14 protein-coding genes are annotated in these 16418 nt (G+C 65.8%); 6 read left to right on the top strand and 8 right to left on the bottom strand.

What is annotated here, in order from left to right:
• Positions 1-351 precede the first annotated feature (351 nt).
• Positions 352-726 (top strand): CidA/LrgA family protein, encoded by a 375-nt coding sequence (locus tag CT3_RS16095; RefSeq protein WP_066536470.1) that lies wholly within the window; start codon positions 352-354, stop codon positions 724-726.
• The gene (locus CT3_RS16100; RefSeq protein ID WP_066536475.1) at positions 723-1439 is read left to right on the top strand and encodes an LrgB family protein; all 717 of its coding nucleotides are present in this window, start codon (positions 723-725) and stop codon (positions 1437-1439) included. Before CT3_RS16095 ends, CT3_RS16100 begins: the two co-directional genes overlap by 4 nt.
• Positions 1440-1579: 140 nt before the next feature.
• Here CT3_RS16100 and CT3_RS16105 read toward each other — a convergent pair whose 3' ends face one another.
• The 3 genes from CT3_RS16105 to CT3_RS16120 all read right to left on the bottom strand — a co-directional run bounded on the left by CT3_RS16105 (position 1580) and on the right by CT3_RS16120 (position 5649).
• The gene (locus CT3_RS16105) at positions 1580-3250 is read right to left on the bottom strand and encodes a ShlB/FhaC/HecB family hemolysin secretion/activation protein (RefSeq protein WP_066536481.1); all 1671 of its coding nucleotides are present in this window, start codon (positions 3248-3250) and stop codon (positions 1580-1582) included.
• A gap of 66 nt (positions 3251-3316) precedes the next feature.
• Positions 3317-4555, bottom strand: a complete 1239-nt coding sequence (locus CT3_RS16110) for a collagen-like triple helix repeat-containing protein (RefSeq protein WP_066536483.1) — start codon at positions 4553-4555, stop codon at positions 3317-3319.
• 269 nt (positions 4556-4824) lie between these two features.
• Positions 4825-5649 (bottom strand): DMT family transporter, encoded by an 825-nt coding sequence (locus tag CT3_RS16120; protein WP_066536486.1) that lies wholly within the window; start codon positions 5647-5649, stop codon positions 4825-4827.
• Positions 5650-5890: 241 nt separating this feature from the next.
• Here CT3_RS16120 and CT3_RS16125 point away from each other — a divergent pair, with 241 nt between their 5' ends.
• A complete protein-coding gene (locus CT3_RS16125; protein WP_066536489.1) occupies positions 5891-6886 on the top strand; it encodes a LysR family transcriptional regulator in 996 nt (331 codons plus the stop codon).
• A 115-nt stretch (positions 6887-7001) separates the two neighbouring features.
• Here the strand turns inward: CT3_RS16125 and CT3_RS16130 are convergent, their stop codons facing one another.
• Positions 7002-7388 (bottom strand): hypothetical protein, encoded by a 387-nt coding sequence (locus CT3_RS16130; protein WP_066536493.1) that lies wholly within the window; start codon positions 7386-7388, stop codon positions 7002-7004.
• Between the two features lie 831 nt (positions 7389-8219).
• On the bottom strand, positions 8220-9188 hold the full coding sequence (locus CT3_RS16135) for a LysR substrate-binding domain-containing protein (RefSeq protein WP_066536496.1): 969 nt from the start codon (positions 9186-9188) through the stop codon (positions 8220-8222).
• A gap of 221 nt (positions 9189-9409) precedes the next feature.
• Here CT3_RS16135 and CT3_RS16140 point away from each other — a divergent pair, with 221 nt between their 5' ends.
• The 3 genes from CT3_RS16140 to CT3_RS16150 all read left to right on the top strand — a co-directional run bounded on the left by CT3_RS16140 (position 9410) and on the right by CT3_RS16150 (position 13411).
• The gene (locus tag CT3_RS16140; RefSeq protein WP_066536498.1) at positions 9410-10600 is read left to right on the top strand and encodes an acyl-CoA dehydrogenase; all 1191 of its coding nucleotides are present in this window, start codon (positions 9410-9412) and stop codon (positions 10598-10600) included.
• Between the two features lie 270 nt (positions 10601-10870).
• Complete coding sequence (locus CT3_RS16145) at positions 10871-12145, top strand: CaiB/BaiF CoA transferase family protein (RefSeq protein WP_066536500.1); 1275 nt, start codon at positions 10871-10873, stop codon at positions 12143-12145.
• Between the two features lie 300 nt (positions 12146-12445).
• Entirely contained in the window at positions 12446-13411 is a 966-nt protein-coding gene (locus CT3_RS16150; protein WP_066536502.1) for a tripartite tricarboxylate transporter substrate binding protein BugE, read from the top strand.
• Between the two features lie 316 nt (positions 13412-13727).
• Here CT3_RS16150 and CT3_RS16155 read toward each other — a convergent pair whose 3' ends face one another.
• The 3 genes from CT3_RS16155 to CT3_RS16165 all read right to left on the bottom strand — a co-directional run bounded on the left by CT3_RS16155 (position 13728) and on the right by CT3_RS16165 (position 16232).
• A complete protein-coding gene (locus CT3_RS16155) occupies positions 13728-13982 on the bottom strand; it encodes a hypothetical protein (protein ID WP_066536505.1) in 255 nt (84 codons plus the stop codon).
• 350 nt (positions 13983-14332) lie between these two features.
• Complete coding sequence (locus tag CT3_RS16160) at positions 14333-15559, bottom strand: sugar transporter (protein ID WP_066536508.1); 1227 nt, start codon at positions 15557-15559, stop codon at positions 14333-14335.
• A gap of 316 nt (positions 15560-15875) precedes the next feature.
• Positions 15876-16232, bottom strand: a complete 357-nt coding sequence (locus CT3_RS16165) for a VOC family protein (RefSeq protein WP_066536511.1) — start codon at positions 16230-16232, stop codon at positions 15876-15878.
• Between the last annotated feature and the right edge of the window lie 186 nt (positions 16233-16418).

A 16418-nucleotide genomic window follows, 5' to 3' on the forward strand; every position in this document is an offset into this window, starting at 1 on the left:
TGCGTATGGGCCACCCCGCAGGGGCACCGCACCTGCGGTGCTGGCGAACGGCCAAAGGGTCTATTCTAGGTACTTACCCTAGACCTTCCCCACAGCTTCCCTGCACAACCCTGTGGACAAGTCGTTTCCCGCGGGTGCAAACCGTCCCCAAGTGTTTGATTTCATTGCCGACGGCTTAGCCTGCCCAGAAAGCAGGCAGGCGGCGCTGACTGTCGCGTGCGCACAGCAGCCAATGCCCAGCCGGCCTAGACTGCCAGCCTGCGGCAGTGTTAGCCACGGCTGCGTCCCCCTCCCTGTGCCCCGGCGGGCAGGGGCAGGCTTCCTCTTTCACCTTGAATTGACGTTATTGGCATGTTGCAGGCCTTGCTGGTTCTTTTGGTATTTCAATGGCTGGGCCAGGTGCTGGTCACCGCCCTGGGCATCCCCTTTCCCGGTGCGTTGGCGGGCACCTTGCTGCTGCTGATCGCGCTGCTCTACAAGCGCACGCTGCCCATGTGGCTGGAGCAGTCGGGCCATTTCCTGCTGCAGAACATGATGCTGCTGTTCATCCCCACCATTGCGGGCGTGATGCTGCACTTTGACCGCCTCTCGCGCGAATGGCTGCCGTTTGTGCTGTCCTGCGTGGTGGGAGCTGCGCTGACGCTGGTGGCCACGGCGCTCACCTTCAAATGGATGATGGGCCGCGAGCGCGCCCGCCATGGTAGCGCCGTGGAGGACGAGGCATGAACGAGCTTCTCACCCGCACCCTGGCCAGCATGACCGCCGGCCCCCTGCCCTGGCTGGTGCTGACCATCGCCTGCTACCTGGGCGCTGTCTGGCTGTACAAGCGCAGCGGCCAGCAGCCCTGGTTGATTCCGGTGTTCACCGCCGTGCCGGTCATCGTATGCGTGCTCTTGCTCACCGGCACGCCCTACGCCACCTACCAGCAGGGCACGGCATGGCTCAGCCTGCTGGTGGGCCCGGCCACCGTGGCCCTGGCGCTGCCGCTGTATGCCCAGCGCGATCGCATCCGCCGCCTGTGGCGCCCGATTGCCGTGTCGCTGGTGGTGGGCTGCGTGGTGGCCTTGCTGTCGGCCATGGGCATTGCCTGGCTGTTTGGCGCTTCCATGGAAAGCATGGTCTCACTGGCGCCCAAGTCGGCCACCATCCCCATCGCCCTGCCGCTGGCCGAACGCTTTGGTGGACTGCCTTCGCTGGCGGCCGTGGCCGTGGCCATCACCGGCATTGCGGGCACCATCGTCGCCCCCTGGCTGCTGCGCGTGCTGCACTGCACCGACCCGGCTGTCGAAGGCTTTGCCCTGGGCCTGACGGCGCACGCCATCGGCACGGCCCGCTCCATCCAGCAGCACCCCACGGCCGGCGCCTTTGCCGCCCTGGCAATGGGCCTGAACGGCGTTGCCACAGCGGTGGCCATGCCGCTGCTGATGGCCCTGCTGTAAGCCCCCCGCGCAGCACCAGGGCACTGCGCGCGTACGGGTGAACGGCGGAAGGCGGCAGGGTGCCGCCCCTCTTGCACAGCCTGACCGGGAACACACCGGCGCCTGCACGTCTGCGCTCCGGACCTGCGTACCCGTCGTCGTCAATCCAACTGGTAGCTGAGCAGCACGCTCACCCGCAGTTTGCGGTCGGGGTTGTTGAAGGCCGGATCGCCCAGTGGCTTGGCCAGCGCAAAGTCGGCACTGTAGTAGCGCTGGTTGTTCAGCCGGACCCCCACGCTGGCCGAGCGCAGGCTGGCCGACGGCACGCCCCGCTGCTCCTGCCGGGTCCGGGCGGCTTCGTACAGCACATAGGGCTGCACCTGCTTGAGCCACTTTTGCTGGACCGGCCAGCTGTAGTTCAGCTCCACGGCAGCGCCGATGCCCGAATCCCCGGTGACTTCCCCGGCCTGGTAGCCGCGGCCAAAACGGCTGCCGCCAAAGGAGATGCGTTCGGCGATGGGAAGGATGTCCGGGCTGTACTGGCCGCCGAAGGACACCGCTGCGCCCACTCCGCTGGCCTTGTTGCTGCGCAGGCCGGCATCCCAGGCCAGCCGCCAGAAAGCGAGCTTGGCCGGATTGGGTGCTGGCTCCACCCCGAAATTGGTGCTGCGCTCGGTGCCCGCGCCCAGTGCATTCAATCCATGCACCAGCATGAGCGAAGCATTGCGCACGGTGCGCTCCTGCGCGGAAGTCCAGTCCAGCTGCGCATACAGGGCCCGCACATGCTCTTGCGTCACAAGCTGCGCACCGGAGGCTCTTTCGGTGAAACCGCGCTGGTAGTTCAGCCCATAGATGCCGGCAGCCGCCATTAGCACCGTGCGCTGGTCCAGCCGCAGCGGATGCTGCACCGACACATCGATCCGCCGCTGCTGGGTCAGATCATCAATGCCGACCAGGCCCGGGCCATCCTGTACGGTCTGGCGGTATTCCGAGGCGTTGACCCTGAGCATGCTCCCCTGCCGGTTGAGCCACTGGCGGTAGCCCACGGCCAGAAACCGTTCTTCATCCCAGGGACGCAGCAAGCTGGTGGCCGTCAGCTGGCTGCCGGCTCCCAGCAGATCATTGGCCAGCACGGTGGCCATGGCCTTGGAATGGCCCTGTCGCAGGTCTGCGCCCAGGGACACGCTGACAGGCTGGTGGGAGGACGCCAGCACCAAGGTGGTGGCGCCATCGGTGGTGGTGGGCAGCTGCGCGGATGCCGTCACGCGGACGCCGGGAATGCGCGCCATCAGCTGCGTCTGGCAGTGGAAGGTCTCGCTGCGCAACGGCTTTTCCGCCAGCAGCGGCTCTGCCAGTTCACGCAGCAGGGCTTCGGACTTGCCGGCCTGGCCCTCTATGCGCAGCTGGGCGATGTGGCCTTCCACCACGGTGACTTTCACCACCCCGTTGCGAAAATCCTGCGGGGGCACGAAAGCGAAGGACAGCGCGTAACCGGCCTGTTGGTAGATGCGGGTGATCTCGGTCCCCGTCTCCACAATCCGCGCCAGGGTGACCGGCTGGCCTGCCAACGGGGCAAAGACCTTGGCCACGCTGTCGAACGGGACCGAGCGCACCCCCACGATATCGAACTGGCGCGGCACCACGGTCTGCGCCAGAAAGTCTGCACTCTGCTGTGGCGGCGTGATCTGCACCTGGGGCTTGGGCGGAGGGGCCACCGCCGGTGTCTGCGGCAGCGAATCCAGCGGATTGCCCGCCGGAGCCACTGCCTGGGCATATGCCCCCCAGGGGCACACCGCCCACCCGACCACCAACACACGCAGGTACAGCTTCATACAGGCCAGTTCTCCTCCTCAGCCCTGGCAGCCGGCCGTTTCAGGCCGGCTGCAGGACCATGCGGTTCAACGCTTGCCCAACAATCCACCCAGCACATTGCTCAGCACATTGCCGGTCTGCGCAGCCGGTGTGGTGGTGGTTCCTGCGGAAGCCGTTCCCGTGATGGCAGCCTGGGTTCCGGTTCCTGTCGTCGATCCTACCGTGCCACCGACGGCACCTGTGACGCTGCTGACGAGCGTAACGACAGGCGTTGCCGTGACCCCTGCCGTCGCAGTGCCGCTGACAACGGGAAGGCCGGTGCTGCCGCCCAGCAGATTGCCCAGGCCACCCGCCGCACCGCTGCCGGCGCCGCCATTCAGCACCCCGCCGACGGCCGCCACGGTCTGCCCGGCGCTAGAGACCACCTGCCCCAGCGGCGAAGCCAGCGGGGCCTGCGACTGGCCGATGGACTGACCCAGCTGGTTGACCGCGCCGCCGGCGGTCTGCAGCAGGTTGTTGACCGGGGCGCCCAACTGGGTCGCCCCACCGATGGACTGGGTGGCACCAATGGCCGTGACCAGCAAGGGAGTGACCAGCTGGCTGCCCGTGGTCGTCAGCTGGTTGACCGCCGTGCTGTCCAGGACCGAGCCGACCCGCGCCGACAGCTGCGAGACGCCTTGGCCCACGCCGTCCACCGCACTACCGGCCAGGCCCACCACATCGCCCACCGGACCCAGTGCCGGGGTGTTGAGTGTGGACAGGGTCGTGCCCACACCGGAAACGGTCTGCCCCAGCTCATTCACTACGGGCTCGATCACCTTGGCGGTGGTGCCAATCACGTCCGGATTCGTGCCGATGGAGCCCAGACCATCGCTCAAGGCAGTACCCACCGCCTGGACGGCTGCAGCCGGATGGGAGAGTGTGTCACCCAGCGCCGCCGTGGTGGGCGCCAATGCCGTGTTGGACCCGACGCCTCCGACACCGGATGCCACGCTGTCCAGCAGATTGCCGGTGGACGTGACGATGTTGCTGGTGCCGCCCGTCAGGTCGTTGATGGCCGCCACCGGAGCCGAGACCCCTCCTCCGGTGCCGCCGCCATCACCACCGCCGGTACTGCCACCACCGGTGCCGCCCGTTCCGCCACTGCCGCCGCCCGTGCTGCCACCACCGCCAGCCACCTCCGCTCCGCCCCCTGAGCCGCTTGGCCCGGCGTCCGAACGCAGCGATCCACTGGAAGAGCAGGCCGCCAGCCCCAGGGCCAGCACGATGGCCGTGGCAGCGCGCCAGCGGGTGGATGTGACGGCAATGCGAGATTCCTCGGACAAGCCGCGAATCGCGGCTAACCGAACTGTCAATTGTTTCGTACGCATGTTGACCTCCTACAGCGGTGCTGCGTGCTGCCCGCAAGGAACCAGCGGACTTGGTAGGGCGGATGGTCTGGTCGATACCGTTGGTCTTCCAATTTAAATATTGGCTCGCACGCTTACGAACAATTACCAAAAACTATCGAATTACGAACAACTTAATAAACAAACTACATGCTAAAAATCCCATTTCCTATTGATATTCCATCGATATTCATTTAGGAAATTATTCATGCCTTGCGCCGGTATGCCGCCACCGCACCCAGAATCAGGGCCATGCCGGCCCACTGCGCCAAGGTGGGCCTGGCGCCAAACCACAGCAGGTCCACCCCCAGCGCCACCACCGGGTAGATGAAGGACAGACCGGCCACCGCCTGGGCCGGCAGCCGCTGAAAGGCGGCATACATCAGCGTGTACATGCAGGCCGTGTGCACCAGGCCCAGTACCAGCACGGTCCCCCAGGCCCTGGCGCTGAACACGGCTGCCCCACCCCACACAGCCACCGGCACCCCCAGCACCAGCACGCCCAGGCCCATTTGCAGCATGGCGATCTGGGCCGGCGCCAGACGGCGCAGGCGCTGTGTGGCCAAGGTGGCCACGGCATACAAGGTGGCGGCCCCCAGGGCCAACGCCACACCGGGCCAGGCCGCACGGCTGGCCTGCGTGCCATCCAGCCCGCTGCTCAGCGCCACCCCCAGCAGCGCCAGGCCCAGCCAGGGTAGCTTCCTGAACGGCAAGGCTTCGCCCTGGAACACCGCCGCCAGCACCAGCAGCACAAACGGCTGCACGTGGTAGACCACGGTGGCCACCGCAATGCTGCTGTAGCGGTAGGCACTGAACAGCCCCACCCAGTTGCATACCAGCGCCACGCCACCCACGCCCAGCCAGCCCCATTCCCGGCGCGAGGGCGAACGCCATTGGCGCGCCCACGCCACCCAGGCCGCCAGGCCCAGGCCACCGAACAGGCAGCGCAGCCACACCACCCACAGCGCAGGCAGCCCGCTTTCCACCACCAGCAGACCGATGGTGCCGGACAGCGCCATGGCCAGCACCATGCGCCAAGTGCCCCCCGGAGCGAAGCAGGCTGAAGCACCGTCGGAGCTGCGGCAGCCGTTGCTGCGGCAGCCGGTGGCGCCTGGGTCGTTGCAGCAGGCCGGTTTGCCCCGGAGGCCGCAGAAAAGAGAGAGGAAATGTGCATGGCCGCAGCGTGACGCATTGCCTGCAAAGCATCAATAAGCCATCATGCAAAGCACTGTTGCATCTGATTCAACAACTACCCTATTTACCCCTGCTCCCATGCTGACCGAACACACGCTGGTGCCTGAAATGCTGGTCTTTGCCAAAGTGGTGGAGCTGCGCGGCTTTGCCGCCGCCGCACGCCAGCTGGGGCTGACCACCTCGGCCATCAGCCGCAGCGTGGGCCGGCTGGAAGCGCACTGGGGCGCCAGGCTGCTGCACCGGACCACGCGCTCGGTCTCGCTGACCGAGCTGGGGGCCGAGGTCTATGCCGGCTGCGCCCAGATGGCACGCCTGGCGCGCGAAGTGCATGCCACCGCCGGCCACTACGGCGACATCCCGCGGGGCACGGTACGCATCAGCGCACCGGTGGTGTTTGGCGACACCTGGCTGGCCCCGCAGCTGCCGGCACTGCGCCAGCGCTGGCCGGCCGTGGAAATCGCCATGCAACTGAGCGACCGCATGGTGGACCTGACCGAAGAAGGGCTGGACCTGGCCCTGCGCATCACCACCCCCGACCAGCTGCCTCCTGGCCTGGTGGCACGCGCGCTGCGCACGGTGCGCTACATCCCCGTGGCATCACCGGCCTGGCTCCGGCAGCTGCCCGCCCCCATCACCCACCCGCGTGCGCTGGCCGGCCTGCCCTGCATCACCCTGGGCTACGGGGATTTTCAGAACCAGCTGCGCTGGGAGCCGGTAGCGCAGGCCAAAGCCCCATCCGCCGCACCTGCCCCGCCATCGGCTGCGGGCACCTCACCGACCGCAGCCCCTGCCACCGACCGCACACCGCTGGAGCTGGCCGTGCACACCCCCATCACCGTAGCCAGCAGCACCGGCATCGTCACCCTGGCACTGCAGCACCAGGGTGTGGGCATTGCCGCCGACTTTGCGGCAGAACAGGCACTTGCAGAAGGCCGTCTGGTGCAGCTGCTTCCCGACTGGCAACTGGGCGGCAGCTATACGGAACGCACGGCCTACGCCCTGTATTCCCCCACACGCCATCTGCCGCTGAAAGTGCGGGCGCTGATCGACCATCTGGTGCAGGCGGCGGCGTGAGGGCCGCCGCGCCGCTCTCGTCCATAGCTCCCGGCCATGGGCCACGGTGTGTGATCCCCACAGGCAGATCTTCCATGCAGATGCTGAACCGCAAGCGCGAGCCTGCCGGCACGGCTCAACGGGAGCGACGGATCCGGCCTTGCCTGGCCTTCACCTCGCGGCGGTATGCCCGCAGCATCTGGCGGGGGTAAGCGCTGCCGGGCGCAAACAGGCTCTCTTCGTACTTCCGGCGCAGGTACTTGCCGTCCAGGTCCGCTTTGGTCACCCAGCCCAGACCCGCCTTCCGGCGCAGGACAGCAGCCTTGTGCCAGGCGCAGAAGGCCGCCCACACCATCAACTGGTGCGCTTCGCTCCACGTCTGAGCCTGGGCTTCGGCCCGGTCCCACAGCCTGGACAGTTGCGGAAACACGCCGCCACTGCCGGCAGTGGGCTTGCCGTCGGCAATCGGTATCTGCGACGGCCAGAACCGCAGCGTTTCACGCAGCACCCGCTTGAATTTCATGGCTTTGATGGAGGTAAAGACCTACGGCGAAGGCTCCTGCCCCACTGCTCGGGGAGCCCAGGTGCTGGAGTGGGAGGGTCCATCCGGCCCCTTCGGGCGGAAACAAGTGTGCTGCCAGCCCCAGTTGCGCGCTGTTCCGCCGAACGGATCGGCAGGCAATGTAACAGCACCGGTCAGAGCGGTGCCTTCGCCGCTTGTGGAAGGACGCATCTCGAAGTTGCATCGAAAAAGAACACCACGGTCTGCCTGCGCGCACTGGCGCCATGTCGCTGCACACCATCTGTCCCTGATAAAAAGCAGGTCTCCACACCGGCCGCCACTTGTCCCCGCCACACCCCATCAAACTTGTGGAAAAGTCTGCACCGACACCTGGATAAGTGAGACAAGCACTTGATTCACATGGATTTTTCTGCGCAAGCTTAATTTTTAAGCAACATCTATCCTACAGAGAAAATCAGGGACAGAAACCGCAGCCTCCGCCTCGCTCACCCCGTGCACGCGGCTGTTTTCCCCAGTTGGGCTGCCCAAGCTTGTGGACAAATGCCCACCGCCTGCGGGATAAGTGGCTTAAGTGACTGCCAGCACAGGGGTTTTTGGTTGCTGCTTATTTTTTATGCAAACCGGCCTCGGTATGGCAATCAGGGGCAGAAATCATGGCATGGAAGCACTCCGTGGCCTGTCGTTGGCACGTTGAGGGACAGATCCAGCCCGGTGTCGCAGTGTCCGCACCGGTTGTCCCCACCCGATCTGATCAAGCTTGTGGACAAGCTCATTGCCCACATGGGATAAGTCAATTAAGCACTTGTCATCATTGGACAATATGGTTTCTGATTATTTTTTAGGCACAACCACTGCGGGCGGGCGTGCGGCTTCGGCCCGCTGCAGCAGCCACTGGCTGAACACGCGCAGCGCAGGCGCCTGGGGTGCGCCTTCGGCCAGTGCGGGAGTGACCAGGTAGTAGGCACGGTTGCCGCGCAACGGGCGGTCACAGGCAATGACCAGATCGCCCCGCGCCAGCTCCTGCTCAATCAGCATGGGCGGAATCAGTGCCACGCCCAGGCCCTGGCCGGCGGCCACGGCCAGCATGGAGAACAGCTCCAGCCGCGCGCCATCCAGCGCGCGCGGGGCGCTGACGTCCATGGCATCGAACCATTGTTGCCAGCCGTAGGGCCGCGTGCTTTGCTGCAGCAGCGGCATGCCGGCGATCACGGCAGGGCTGACGGGCTGCCAGGCGCGGCCCAGGTCGCGCTCCTGGGCGGTGGCCAGCAGCTGGGGGCTGCACACCGGCAGGGTTTCCTCGTCCATCAGCCACTGGGCCTGCACGCCCGGCCAGTGGGCCACCTGTTCCGGGGTGCCGGCGTACAGGGCAGCGTCGAAGCCGGTGTCGGCGAACAGAAAGGGGCGGGTCTGCACATCGATGTGCACACGGATGTCAGGGTGGGCCTTCATCAGCTGCGGCAGGCGCGGAAGCAGCCAGCGCGTGGCAAACGTGGGCACGGCCGCCAGGTTGATGGTGCCGCCCTCGCCCTGGTGGGCCATGAGGTCGAGCGTGTCGCGCTCCAGCCCCTGGAGCCAGCGGGCCACCTGCTGGGCGTACTGGCGGCCGGCTTCGGTCAGCAGCACGCCGTGGCGGGTGCGCTTGAACAGCGGAAGGCCGACAAACTCTTCCAGCGCAATGATCTGGCGCGAGACCGCGCTTTGCGTCAGCGCCAGCTCTTGCGCCGCCTTGGTATAGCTCTCGTGGCGGGCGGCGGATTCGAAACAGGCCAGGGCTTGGGTGGAGGGAATGGCACGACGCATGCAAAACCTTCATGCAAAAAATCAATTACAGACTCAAGCATACCTAAATCCGGCAGAAATCAGCTTAATAAATGCGGTTTACGCATACATGGATGCAATCAAATCGTTTGCGACACCGCTCCGCGCCACCTACCATGCGTTCCCATCCAGTTGTCGTCGGCAATCCCTGCGGGCGACAAGCACCTCTTCCCCCCACCTTCACGGATTCAAGGAGACACAACATGGCCAACTTCCAATGGGACGATCCCTTCCACCTGGACGAGCAACTGACCGAAGACGAGCGCATGATCCGCGACGCGTCGCGCAGCTACTGCCAGGACAAGCTGATGCCCCGCGTGCAGTCCATGTTCCGCAATGAGTCCGTGGACACCTCCATCTTCCGCGAGATGGGCGAACTGGGCCTGCTGGGCCCCACCATCCCGACCGAATACGGCGGTGCCGGCCTGAACTATGTGAGCTACGGCCTGGTGGCCCGCGAGATCGAACGCGTGGACAGCGGCTACCGCTCCATGGCGTCGGTGCAATCCTCCCTGGTGATGGTGCCCATCAACGAATTCGGCACCGAAGCCCAGAAGCAGAAGTACCTGCCCAAGCTGGCTTCCGGTGAATTCATCGGCTGCTTTGGCCTGACCGAACCCGACCACGGCTCCGACCCCGGCTCCATGGCCACCCGCGCCTACAAGGTGGACGGCGGCTACAAGCTCAAGGGCAGCAAGATGTGGATCACCAACTCGCCCGTGGCCGATGTGTTCGTGGTCTGGGCCAAGGAAGTGTCCGAAGGCGGCAACGTGGGCCAGATCCGCGGCTTTGTGCTGGAAAAGGGCATGAAGGGCCTGTCCGCCCCCGCCATCCACGGCAAGGTGGGCCTGCGGGCCTCCATCACCGGTGAAATCGTGATGGACGATGTGTTCGTGCCCGAAGAAAACGCCTTCCCCGAAGTCCGCGGCCTGAAAGGCCCCTTCACCTGCCTGAACAGCGCACGCTTCGGCATTGCCTGGGGTGCCATGGGTGCCGCCGAGTTCTGCTGGCACACCTCCCGCCAGTACACGCTGGACCGCAAGCAGTTCGGCCGCCCCCTGGCTGCCAACCAGCTGATCCAGAAGAAGCTGGCCGACATGCAGACCGAAATCACGCTGGGCCTGCAAGCCGCCCTGCGCGTGGGCCGCATGAAGGACGAGCACCAGAACGTGGTGGAAATCACCTCCCTGATCAAGCGCAACAACTGCGGCAAGGCCCTGGACATTGCCCGTCTGGCACGCGACATGATGGGCGGCAACGGCATTTCCGACGAGTTCGGCGTGGCCCGCCATCTGGTGAACCTGGAAGTGGTGAACACCTACGAAGGCACGCACGATGTGCATGCCCTGATTCTGGGCCGCGCACAGACCGGCATCGCCGCCTTCGCGAACTGAGGTCGCGGCGCCCGCACGCTCGGGTGCGGGGTGGTGGGGCCCGGTCGCAGCGCTGCGACGGCCTGCGGCTCCACACCCCTCACCTTAGCGCCTGTCGGCACCGCTGGGGCGGCACCGCACCGTGCACCGCTGCCCCGGCGCTAGCTGATTGGGTTCTGGTTGTGCTTTGCCTCCAGAGCCCAATCACCTAGCGCACCAGTTGCCCTGGTTGGGAGAGCCCCCGGGCTCTCTGGCTTTATCCCCCTCACATCCCGCCGGATCGGATCCTCCATGACCGCCTCCTCCCCTGCTTCCACACCCGCTGCTTCCCGTCCCGCCGCGCTGGCCGGTATCAAGGTGCTGGACCTGTCACGTGTGCTGGCCGGTCCCTGGGCCACGCAGCTGCTGGCCGATCTGGGCGCCGATGTGGTCAAGGTGGAGCGGCCAGTGGCCGGCGACGACACCCGCCACTGGGGCCCTCCGTTCCTGAAGGACGCAGCCGGCAACGACACGCGCGAGGCCAGCTACTTCACGGCCTGCAACCGCAACAAGCGCTCCATCACCGTGGACATGGCCCACCCCGAAGGCCAGGCCCTGCTGCGCCGCATGGCAGCCGAGGCGGACGTGGTGGTGGAAAACTTCAAGGTCGGCGGCCTGCAGCAATACGGGCTGGACTACGACAGCCTGAAGGCGCTGAACCCCAGGCTGATCTACTGCTCCATCACCGGCTTCGGCCAGGACGGCCCGTATGCCGAACGCGCAGGCTACGACCTGATGGTGCAGGCCATGTGCGGGCTGATGAGCATCACCGGCCACGCCGACCACGAACCCGGCGGCGGCCCGCTGAAGGTGGGGGTGGCGGTGATCGACGTGTTCACCGGGCTGTACGCCAGCAATGCCATCATCGCTGCGCTCCATGCCCGCGACAACGCAGGCCATGGCTCTGGGGAAGGCCAGTACATCGACATGGCGCTGCTGGACGTGGGCATGGCCGTGCTGGCCAACCAGGCCGCCGGCTACCTGGCCACGGACAAGGCGCCGGGCCGGGCTGGCAACATCCACCCCAGTCTGGCGCCCTACCAGGACTTCAAGACCCGTGACGGCAATGTGCTGCTGGCCATTGGCAACGACGGCCAGTTCGCCCGTTTCTGCGCCGCTGTCGGCCACCCCGGCTGGGCCCAGGACGCACGCTTTGCCACCAACACCGCCCGGGTGCAGAACCGCTCCGATCTGCTGATACTGATGACCCCGCTGATGCAGACGCGCGGCACCCAGGACTGGATCACGCTGCTGGAAGACAAGGCCGTGCCCTGCGGCCCCATCAACACCGTGGCCCAGGCCTTCGACGACCCACAGGTTCGGGCGCGCGGCATCCGCAAGGAGCTGCCGGCCGCAGGAGGACTGGGCACGGTGGGCACGGTGGCCAGCCCGATGCGCCTGTCGGGCACCCCGGTGGTCTACCGCAGCGCGCCCCCGTCCCTGGGCCAGCACACCACCGAGGTGCTGACCGAAATGGGCCTGGACGCCGCCCAGCTGGCCCAGCTCCAAGCCCAGCAGGTGATCTGACACGCAGTCCCCCGCTGCCCTGGGGCAGCTGCTTTCAGAGGCACCTTCCCTGCAGCGCCACCGGCGCCACACGCGCTCGGCGCTGCAGGATTTTCTCCTCTGCCTTTTATATCCTTCGCAGCATATTCATGCGCGAGGGATAATCGTATTTCTTGATTATCTACATAATCCATTCACCCCAGGGTAACTACCGAATCAAAACCGCATTTCGCATATAGCGCTTTCAGAAGCCGGGCCGTACGATTCTTCCCACGTTTTACCCAAACGGCAGCTTCAACAAAACAATACGGAGATGACAACATGATTCGTCGCAGCCTGCTCGCCCTGGGCATCCTGGCCGCGTTCGGCACCGCCGCCCACGCCCAGAGCTACCCCACCAAGCCCATCAAGCTGCTGGTGCCTTTTGCCGCCGGCGGCACCACCGACCTGGTGGCCCGCGTGGTGGCCGACCCCCTGAGCCGTGAACTGGGCCAGCCCGTGATCGTGGAAAACCGCGGCGGTGGCGGTGGCGCCATTGGTGCCGCCGAAACCGCCCGCGCCCCGGCCGATGGCTACAACCTGGGTATTGCCACCGTGTCCACCACGGCCACCAACCCGGCCATCAACCCCAAGATCCCGTACAACGTGTTCACGGATTTCACGCCCATCGTGAACATCGCAGCCACACCCAACGTGATTGCGGCCAACCCCAAGTTCGTGGGCAAGGACTACAAGAGCTTCCTGGAAGAAATCAAGAAGAATCCCGACAAGTACTCCTACGGCACGCCCGGCACCGGCTCCATCGGTCACCTGATGATGGAAATGTTCATGCTGGCCACCGACACCAAGATGCTGCACGTGCCCTACCGTGGTTCGGGCCCCGCCATCAACGACGCGGTCGCGGGCCAGATTCCACTGCTGTTTGACAACTTCCCCTCGACGCTGCCCTTTGTGAAGGAAAAGCGCCTGACCGCCCTGGTGGTGGCTGCGCCCCAGCGTCTGGCAGTGCTGCCCGATGTGCCCACGCTGGCCGAAGTCGGCGCCCCTGGCGTGAACCGCATGGCCTACTACGGCATCGTCGGCCCCAAGAACCTGCCCAAGGACATTGTCAACAAGGTGAATGCCGCCGTGCACAAGGTGCTGCAGGATCCGGCCGTGCGCAAGCGCATCGAAGACACCGGCTCGCTGATCGTGGCCGGCACGCCCGAGAAGTTTGCCCAGGAAATCAAGGCCGAATACACCGCGTACAAGGCCGTGGTCGACAAGCAAAAGCTGACGATGGAATAAATATTTCCTGACCAGTATCAAAAAACCCCGCACTGCGGGGTTTTTTATTTTCCAAGCCCATGGCATGCGTGGTGATCAAAATACCCATTCAGGTGTGCCTTATATAAGGAATAAATAATCGCACCGGCTGCCCTGTATCTCCAGCAATATGCGGTATCCATGCGTGCATGGCGATTGCGGTGCACCGACCGTGGCTCCTGTGAAAAAAAGACTGCCAGAGCAGTCTTTTGCATGCGGACCGGTGCGAAGGCTGCAGCTTGGCAGACCCTGGATCGACTGTTTTATGCCCGAGCCCCCGCCTGCTGGCCACCGCTTTTCACCGGTTGCGCCACACGCTCACCCCCGCGCTGCTGAACGTCAGCCCCACCAGCAGCCACAGCACCCCCACCAGCAACTGGCTCACGCGCGGCCCCACCATGTCGGCAAACACCTGTTCCACCGCACACAGCGCCACGCAGTTGCTGCCCTCGGCCACCTGCTGGAGCGCCAGCAGCGACATGCCGCCCACCAGCATGCCCAGCAGCCCCAGCGCCAGCAGAAAGAAACTTGTCCATTTGGTCTCGCGGTCCATGGTGCGCCTCCACGTGGTGACGAAGTTCACGCCTGAAAACCAGCCTCCGGCCTGGGAGAAAAACGCTTCAACCGCCACTCCGGATGGACTGGATTTCATCTTGACACCATGGCCTGCGCCCTGCCAGCACCGCCCGCCCGGGTGCGGTGGTGTCTGACCCGGTGACGCGCTCCACAGGGTGTTGCAGCGCACCAGCGGTCATTGCGCAGGGCGGTGTTGCAGGCACGCACTCCCCCAAAAAGAGCAGCCCGTCTGCCCGGGATGCGGGCAGACGGGCTGTTACATCATCGGTGGGCCGGATTTACCGTCCATCACCTTGATTACACGCAGGCAACAAACTGGATGAGCGTTCAGCGCTGCGGCGCGGGGTGAAAGCTGCCCGCCCACTTCCAGGTGGCATATGCGCACCACAGCAGGCCCAGCACGGCCAGGCTGCCGCCCACGGCACCCAGGTGCTGCAGGCCGGCATGCGTGCCCACCTGGCTGCCCAGCAGCGCACCGGCGCCGATCCCCACGTTGAACAGGCCGGAGAACAGCGACATGCCCACATCCGTGGCATCCGATGCCAGCCGCAGCACCTTGGCCTGCAATGCCAGCGCCATGCACAGCATGGCCACCCCCCAGATGGCGCACACCAGGTACAGACCCGGCAGCCAGGCCGTGCTGGGCAGCAGCAGCCACAGGCTGGCAGTCAGTACCGCCAGCGCCAGCAGCAGAAAGCTGCGCGGAAAGCGCAGACCAAAGGCGCTGAAGCACATGCTGCCCACAATGCCCATGCCGCCAAACAGCAGCAGCACGATGGTGGTCACATGGTTGCTCAGCCCGCCGACCTGCTGCACCAGCGGCTCGATGTAGCTGTAGACGGTGAACTGCGCCGTCACCATCAGGATCAGCAGCGCGTAGGTGGCCAGCAGGGCCGGGCGGCGCAGCAGCACCGGGATGGAGCGGGCGGATCCGGCGTTCTCGCTGGGCAGCAGCGGCAGCAGGCGCCACAGCACCAGCATCACGGCCAGCGCCGCCACCCCGATGGCGCCGAAGGTGGTGCGCCAGCCCAGGGCCTCGCCCACCACACGCCCCAAGGGAATGCCCAGCACCATGGCCAGCGTGGTGCCGGTGGCCAGCAGACCCAGGGCCTGGGCCTTGCGTCCGGCCGGTGCCACACGCACCGCCAGGGCCGCGGTGATGGACCAGAACACCGCATGCGCCAACGCAATGCCGATGCGACTGACCAGCAGCACCGGGTAGCTCCAGGCCACCGCCGACAGCGCATGGCTGGCAATGAACAGCGCGAACACGCCCATCAGCAGGCGGCGGCGCTCCCAGTGGCGGGTCAGCAGCATGCCGGGCAGTGAGGCCAGCGCCACCACCCAGGCGTAGATGGTCAGCATCAGACCGATCTGTTCGGTGCGCATGCCAAAGCTTGCGCCCATGTCGCTGAGCAGGCCCACGGGAACGAATTCCGTGGTGTTGAAGACAAAAGCGGCCAGCGCCAGCGCGATCACACCCACCCAGGCACGGGCGTCGGACACGGGAGCCGGCGCAGATGCGGAGGCAGCGGAGGAAAGAGATTCGGACATAGAGATTCACACAGGCCGGCGCACAGCCCACAGAAGAAGGACGACAGGCAGACCCTGCGCCCCTGCTGCGCCTTGCGGCAATCGGTCTGCATGCGGTGGCGCGCCCTCAGACAGGCCCTGGCGGCCTGTTGCCCACCGCTGCAGCACACGCCGCGCAACCTGGGATGGTACGGCGTTCAGCCAGCACACGCGGCGCTAGCCGCAGCAATGCCCTGCGGGGCGTGGCACTACGGGCCGCACGGACCCGGACGCGCGCATTCACAGCCGGCTCCGCGCTTCACAGGCCCGCGGGGGGGCGTCGCTGGTGCAGCGGCGCTCACTCCGGCGACCACACCGCCAGTTCATTGCCTGCCGGGTCATGAAAGTGGAAACGCCGCCCGCCAGGGAAGGGAAAAATCGCCTTGCTGATGGTGCCGCCGGCGGCCTGCACCGCCGCCAGGGCCTTTTCCAGATCCACCGCAAATATCACCGGCAGCGGCTGCCGGGGCGCCTGGGCCGCATCGGCATTGAAACCGGCGCCCAGACCGCTGGAGGCGGTGTCCACATAGGTGCCTCCCCAGTCCTGGAACTCCCAGTCAAAGGCCTTGCAGTAGAAGGCTTTCACCCGTTGCAAGGTGGCGGCATCGGCGCCGGGAAATTCGATGAAATCGATCTGACCGATACGGGCTGACATGGGGGTTCCTCCATGGCGACAGGCTGGTGCATGCCCCACCCGCTGTGGCGCAGGCAAGGCAGATGACGGACAGGCGCCAATATGCCATGGCATCTGCCGGACGTCTGCCCGGCGTCTGCGCCCCATGACGCTGTCTGTGCCATCCCCATGCTGGGCCAGGCCCTGGCTATCCAGGTACACAGCGCA

Source organism: Comamonas terrigena NBRC 13299, from assembly GCF_006740045.1.
GTDB lineage: Bacteria > Pseudomonadota > Gammaproteobacteria > Burkholderiales > Burkholderiaceae_C > Comamonas > Comamonas terrigena.

What these genes read in the sequence shown, in the direction of transcription:
- CT3_RS16095 (WP_066536470.1), top strand. Translation starts at nt 352, where the DNA reads ATGTTGCAGGCCTTGCTGGTTCTTTTGGTATTTCAATGGCTGGGCCAG.
- CT3_RS16100 (WP_066536475.1), top strand. Translation starts at nt 723, where the DNA reads ATGAACGAGCTTCTCACCCGCACCCTGGCCAGCATGACCGCCGGCCCC.
- CT3_RS16105 (WP_066536481.1), bottom strand. Translation starts at nt 3,250, where the DNA reads ATGAAGCTGTACCTGCGTGTGTTGGTGGTCGGGTGGGCGGTGTGCCCC.
- CT3_RS16120 (WP_066536486.1), bottom strand. Translation starts at nt 5,649, where the DNA reads ATGGTGCTGGCCATGGCGCTGTCCGGCACCATCGGTCTGCTGGTGGTG.
- CT3_RS16125 (WP_066536489.1), top strand. Translation starts at nt 5,891, where the DNA reads ATGCTGACCGAACACACGCTGGTGCCTGAAATGCTGGTCTTTGCCAAA.
- CT3_RS16130 (WP_066536493.1), bottom strand. Translation starts at nt 7,388, where the DNA reads ATGAAATTCAAGCGGGTGCTGCGTGAAACGCTGCGGTTCTGGCCGTCG.
- CT3_RS16135 (WP_066536496.1), bottom strand. Translation starts at nt 9,188, where the DNA reads ATGCGTCGTGCCATTCCCTCCACCCAAGCCCTGGCCTGTTTCGAATCC.
- CT3_RS16140 (WP_066536498.1), top strand. Translation starts at nt 9,410, where the DNA reads ATGGCCAACTTCCAATGGGACGATCCCTTCCACCTGGACGAGCAACTG.
- CT3_RS16145 (WP_066536500.1), top strand. Translation starts at nt 10,871, where the DNA reads ATGACCGCCTCCTCCCCTGCTTCCACACCCGCTGCTTCCCGTCCCGCC.
- CT3_RS16150 (WP_066536502.1), top strand. Translation starts at nt 12,446, where the DNA reads ATGATTCGTCGCAGCCTGCTCGCCCTGGGCATCCTGGCCGCGTTCGGC.
- CT3_RS16155 (WP_066536505.1), bottom strand. Translation starts at nt 13,982, where the DNA reads ATGGACCGCGAGACCAAATGGACAAGTTTCTTTCTGCTGGCGCTGGGG.
- CT3_RS16160 (WP_066536508.1), bottom strand. Translation starts at nt 15,559, where the DNA reads ATGTCCGAATCTCTTTCCTCCGCTGCCTCCGCATCTGCGCCGGCTCCC.
- CT3_RS16165 (WP_066536511.1), bottom strand. Translation starts at nt 16,232, where the DNA reads ATGTCAGCCCGTATCGGTCAGATCGATTTCATCGAATTTCCCGGCGCC.